At 74.4% G+C, this 6,026-nt stretch carries 2 protein-coding genes; both read left to right on the top strand.

Annotated elements, in window-relative coordinates:
• Positions 1 to 4,613 (top strand): amino acid adenylation domain-containing protein (locus tag AB0I16_RS35615; protein WP_363253832.1); only part of this gene is annotated, 4,613 nt, incomplete at its 5' end.
• Positions 4,610 to 6,026, top strand: a 1,417-nt coding sequence (locus tag AB0I16_RS35620; RefSeq protein ID WP_363253833.1) for a condensation domain-containing protein, incomplete at its 3' end; no start/stop codon positions are given. The genes AB0I16_RS35615 and AB0I16_RS35620, both read left to right, overlap by 4 nt.

Genomic DNA, 6,026 nt, shown 5'->3' on the forward strand with positions numbered 1-6,026 from the left:
CGTTGGACGTGGCCGCGCTGGAGGCGGCGCTGGGTGATGTGGCGGACCGGCACGAGAGTCTGCGGACGGTGTTCCCGGACCGCGACGGCGTCCCCTACCAGCACGTCCTGCACGGCACGGCGGGCCGGCCACCACTGCCGGTCACACGGACCGACGAGGCCCTGGTCCCGGAAACCCTGGTGGAACTGCTGGCCGTGGGCTTCGATCTGCGGGTTGATCTGCCGTGGCGTGCCCGGTTGTTGGAGGTGGGTGCGGAGCGGTTCGTGCTGTCGGTGGTGGCGCATCACGTGGCGGTCGATGGTTGGTCGATGGGGGTGTTGGCGCGGGATCTTGAGGTGGCGTACGCGGCGCGGTGTGAGGGGCGTGCGCCGGGGTGGGGTCCGTTGGCGGTGCAGTACGCGGATTACGCGTTGTGGCAGCGTGAGGTGCTGGGTGAGCTGGAGGACCCCGGCAGTGTGAGCAGTCGTCAGCTGGCGTATTGGCGGGCGGCGTTGGCGGAGTTGCCGCAGGAGATCGCGCTGCCGGTGGACCGGGCGCGGCCGGCTGTGCCGAGTTTCGAGGGGCGGTTGGTTCCGGTGGCCGCGGGTGCGGGGACGCATGCGCGGTTGGTGGAGCTGGCGGGGCGTGGCCGGGCGACGATGTTCATGGTGGTGCATGCCGCGGTGGGGGTGCTGCTGGCGAAGATGGGCGCGGGCGAGGATGTTCCGTTGGGTACGCCGGTGGCCGGGCGGGGTGAGGCGGCGTTGGAGGAGCTGGCGGGCTTCTTCGTGAACACCCTGGTCCTGCGGACCGACCTCAGTGGTGATCCGACGTTCGCGGAGTTGCTGGAGCGGGTGCGGGCGACGGACCTGGCGGCGTACGCGCATCAGGACGTGCCCTTCGAGCGGCTGGTGGAGGAGCTGAATCCCTCCCGATCGCTGTCCCGCACCCCGCTGTTCCAGGTGATGCTGGCCCTCCAGAACGTGCCCGAGGCCGCCTGGGACCTGCCCGGCGTACAGGTGGGCACCGAACCGCTGCCGCCCCGGCTCGCGGCCCGGTTCGACCTCGCGGTGTCCATGGTCGAACGCCGCGACGCGCGCGGCGCCCCCGCCGGACTCGACGGCGAGATCCTGTACGCCACCGACCTCTTCGACGCCGACACGGTCCGCGCCCTGGCCCAGCGCCTGACGCACGTCCTCGACCAGGTCGCCGCCGACCCGGACATCCGCCTCGGCGACGTGGACGTGCTGACCGCCGACGAGCGCGCGCAGGTGGTGGAGCACTGGAACGACTCCGACCTGCCCGTGTCACCCAGCTCGGTCGTCGAACTCTTCGAGGAGCGGGCCGCGTGGGCGCCCGCCGCCGTCGCCGTCGAGGCGGGCGAGCGCGGCGAGCACGCCCTGACGTACGGAGAGCTGGCGGCCGACGCGGCGCGGCTCGCCCGGTACCTGGTGCGCGCGGGCGTCGGCCCGGAGTGCAGGGTGGCGGTCGTGGCCGAGCGGTCCGTGGCGCTGGTGGTATCACTCGTCGCCGTCGCGATGGCCGGCGGGGTCTTCGTACCCGTCGACCCGGAGTACCCGGCGGACCGGGTGGCCCACCTCCTGGCGGACTCCGATCCGGCGGTGGTGCTCTGCACGACCGCGACACGGGACGCGGTGCCGACGGAGACCGCGACGCCGGCGGGAGGGCTGCCGGAGCCGGCGAGCCCGGCCGGCCGCACAGGCCCTCGCACGCGCCGCGTCGTGGTCGTGGACGACCCGGTGGTCGCCCGCGACGTGGCCTCGTACGCGGCCGACCCGCTGGGCCTCTCGGAGCGCCTGGCACCCCTGACGGGGGACAACGCCGCCTACGTGATCTACACCTCGGGTTCCACGGGCACCCCGAAGGGCGTCGCGGTCTCCCACCACGGGCTGCGCAACGTCGTGGAGGACAACCTCCTGCGCTACCGCCTCGACGGGGACAGCCGCGTCCTGCAACTCGTCTCGCCCAGCTTCGACGTCTCCATGGCCGACATCTGGCCGACGCTGTGCGCGGGCGCGCGGCTCGTCCTCGCACCCCCGAAGCTGGACGCCTCGGGCTACGAGCTGAGCCGCCTCATGCGCGCACGGCGCGTCACCCACCTGGCGACCACCCCGACCTACCTGCTCCAGCTGGACGCCGACGACCTGCCCGAACTGCGGCTGCTGATCGTCGGCGGCGAACCCATGCCGCCCGACGCGCGCCGCCGCTGGCAGCGGGGCCGCGCCGTGTACATCCAGTACGGCGTCACCGAGGCGACGATCATCTCCACGGTGAGCGCCGTACGGCACGACCGCGACGGCACGGCCCCGATCGGCGGCCCCATCGCCAACACCCGCGTCTTCGCCCTCGACCCGGCCCTGCGGCCGGTGCCGGTGGGGGTGCCGGGCGAGCTGTACGTCACCGGCGCCGGGCTCGCGCGCGGATACCTGGGGCGGTCAGGGCTCTCCGCGGAGCGGTTCGTCGCGAGCCCGTTCGGAGCGGGGGAGCGGATGTACCGCACCGGGGACGTGGTGCGCTGGACCAGCGAGGGCGAACTCGTCTTCGCGGGCCGCGCCGACGCCCAGGTCAAGGTGCGGGGACACCGGATCGAACCCGGCGAGATCGAGGCCGCGCTCGCGGCTTGCCCCGGAGTGCGCGAGGCCGTCGTCACGGTCCGCGAGGACACCCCGGGCCGGCGCCGCCTCATCGGCTACGCGGCCGCCGACCCCCGGGCCGTCGACGGGCGGACGGTGCGCGCGTACGCCGCCGGCGTGCTGCCCGAGCACATGGTGCCGACGGCGGTCGTCGTCCTGGACGCGCTGCCGCTGACCGCCAACGGCAAACTCGACAGGGCCGCGCTGCCCGCGCCCGACTTCGCCGAGCGTGTGTCCGGCCGTGCGCCGCGCACGGAGACCGAGCGCATCCTGTGCGACCTCTTCGCGGAGATGCTGCGGCTCGACCGGGTCGGCGCCGACGACGGCTTCTTCGAGCTGGGCGGCGACTCGATCAGCTCCATGCAACTGGTGTCGCGGGCACGCCGGGCGGGCCTCGTCATGACGCCCCGGCACGTGTTCGAGGAGAAGACCCCCGAACGCCTCGCGGCCGTGGTGGAGGCGGCCGGAACGGAACAGGAGCGCGCCCACGCCGACATCGGCGTGGGAGAGCTGCCGTGGACGCCGGTCATGCGGGCGTTCGGCGAGCGCGCCACGGGCCGCCGCTTCGCCCAGTGGATGACCGTGGGCGCCCCGGCGGGGCTCGGCACGGACGTCCTCGCGGCCGGACTCGGCGCCCTGCTCGACACCCACGACATGCTGAGGGCACGCACCGTCCCCGGCGAACCCGGGCTGATCGTCGACGAGCGCGGCCCCGCGCACGCCGCGAACCGGGTGGCGCGCGTGGACGCGGTCACCGCCGCCGACGACGACCTCGACGGCATCGCGGGGCGGGCGGCCCGCGACGCGGCGGAACACCTGGACCCCGGGTCCGGCGTCATGGCCCGGGCGGTCTGGGTCGACGCGGGACCCGCACGCACCGGCCGGATCGTGCTCGTCCTGCACCACCTCGTCGTCGACGGCGTCTCCTGGCGGATTCTGCTCCCGGACCTCAGGGCCGCCTGTGAGGCCGTCACAGCCGGAAGGACACCGCGGCTCGACCCCGTGGGCACGTCGTTCCGGCGCTGGGCCCACCTGCTCGCCGACCAGGCGCGCACGGAACAACGGGTGGCGGAGCTCGACGACTGGCTCTCCCTGCTCGGTGAGCACCGGCCCCCGCTGGGCAGGCGCGCGCTGAACCCGGCGGTGGACACCGCGCGGACCCTGCGCCGGCGCTCGTGGACGCTGCGGCCCGAGCAGGCGGCCACCCTGGTGGGCCGCACTCCGGCGGCCTTCCACTGCGGCGTGCGCGAGGTGCTGCTCGCCACCCTCGCGGGCGCGGTCGCACACTGGCGCCCGCACACCGCCGACGGGCTCCTCGTGGAGGTCGAGGGCCACGGCCGCGAGCCGCTGGAGGGCGCCGACCTGTCCCGTACCGTCGGCTGGTTCACCGACGCCCACCCCGTCCGCCTGGCGGTGGCCGGTGTCGACCTGGACGACGCTATGGCCGGCGGCCCGGCGGCGGGTACGTTGATGAAGGCGGTCAAGGAGCAGGTCCGGGCGGTGCCCGGCGACGGCCTCGGCCACCAGCTGCTCCGCCGGCTCAACCCCGCCACGGCCCCGGTCCTCGCGGCCGCGCCGGCCGCGCAGATCGGCTTCAACTACCTCGGCCGGTTCGACGCGGGAGCGGCGGGCGCCGTCGCCGACTGGCAGCCGGCCGGGGCCGACGCGGTCGGTGGCTCCACCGACCCCGACCTGCCCGCGATGCACGTGGTGGAAGGGCTCGCGGTCGTCCGGGACACCCCGGAGGGCCCCGAACTCACCGTCACCCTGAACCGGCCGCGACAGCTCCTGGACGACGCGGAAGTGGAGCGCGTCGGCCGGACCTGGGTGCGCATGCTCGACGGCCTCGCCGCACACACCGAGGAACCCGCGGCCGGCGGCCACACCCCTTCCGACTTCCATCTCCTCGACCTCGAACAGGACGAGGTCGACCAGTTCGAAGCGATAGCAGCCGAGCTAGAGGAGGGCCTGTCCCGGTGAAGACTCCGACTGCCGCCGACGGTGCGACCCGGCCGGCGGCCGGCACCCCGGCCCACGGCTCCGCCCTGGCCGGCGTCTGGCCCCTGTCCCCGCTGCAGGAGGGCCTGCTCTTCCACGCCGACTTCGACGACCGCGGCCCCGACGTCTACGCCGTGCAGTTCCTGCTGACCATCGAAGGCCCCCTGAACACGCACCGGCTCCGCAGGTCGTGGGGGGCGCTCCTCGACCGGCACGCGGCGCTGCGGGCCAGCTTCCACCGCAGGAAGTCGGGCGAGGCGGTCCAGCTCATCACCCGCAAGGTCACCCCGCCCTGGCGCCAGGCCGACCTGTCGGGGCTCGCCGAACCCGAGCGCTCGGCCCGTGCCGACGACCTGGCCGCGCGAGAGCAGGCCGAACGCCTCGACCTGACGACCCCACCGCTGCTCCGGCTGCTCCTCATCCGGCTCGGCGAACACCGGCACCGCCTCGTCGTGACCTCGCACCACCTCCTGATGGACGGCTGGTCGATGCCGGTCCTCATCGACGAGCTCTCCCAGGTGTACGAGGCGGCAGGCGACGCCTCGGTGCTCAAGCGGACGGCGCCCTACCGGGACTACCTGGTGTGGCTCGGCCGGCAGGACAAGGAGGCGGCGCGGGCGGCCTGGCGCGAGGAACTGGCGGGGGCCGACGAGCCGACCCTGATCGCCCCCGCGGACCCCGGCGGCACACCGGTGCTGCCGGACGAGCTGACGGTACGCCTGCCAGAGGCGACCACCCGGGCGCTGGCGGAGGCGGCCAGGGTGCGCGGCCTGACGGCCAACACCCTCGTCCAGGGCGCGTGGGCCCTGGTCCTCGCCCACCTCACCGGACGCACGGACGTGGTGTTCGGGGCGACCGTGGCGGGCCGCCCCGCGGAACTGCCCGGCGTGGAGTCCATGGTCGGCCTGCTCATCAACACCCTGCCCGTACGGGTGCGCCTGGACGGCGGGCAGCCGCTCGGTGACCTCCTTGCGGAACTCCAGGCACACCAGTCCCGCCTGCTGCCCCACCAGCACATGGGGCTCTCGCAGATCCAGAAGGCGGCGGGCCCCGGCGCGGTCTTCGACACGCTCGTGGTCTACGAGAACTACCCCGCCCCGCCCGCGAGGCCGACCGCCCCGGGCACCGCCACCTTCACCGTCTCCCCGGGGCGCCAGGCCACCAACTACCCCCTGACCCTCGGCGTCCTCATGGCGGACCGCCTCCACGTCCGCTTCTCGTACCGCCCCGACCTCCTGGACCAGCCAACGGTCACCGGCCTCGGACAGTGCCTGACCCGGGTCCTTGAGCAGATGGTGGGCGATCCGTCGGTGCCGGTGGGCCGGATCGATGTGGCGGGCCCTTCGGTACGTGACCTGGTGAGGGATGTCTGGAACGCGACGGCGGCGCCGGTGG

The sequence above is a fragment of the Streptomyces sp. NPDC050703 genome (assembly GCF_040654435.1).
Classification (GTDB): Bacteria; Actinomycetota; Actinomycetes; order Streptomycetales; family Streptomycetaceae; genus Streptomyces.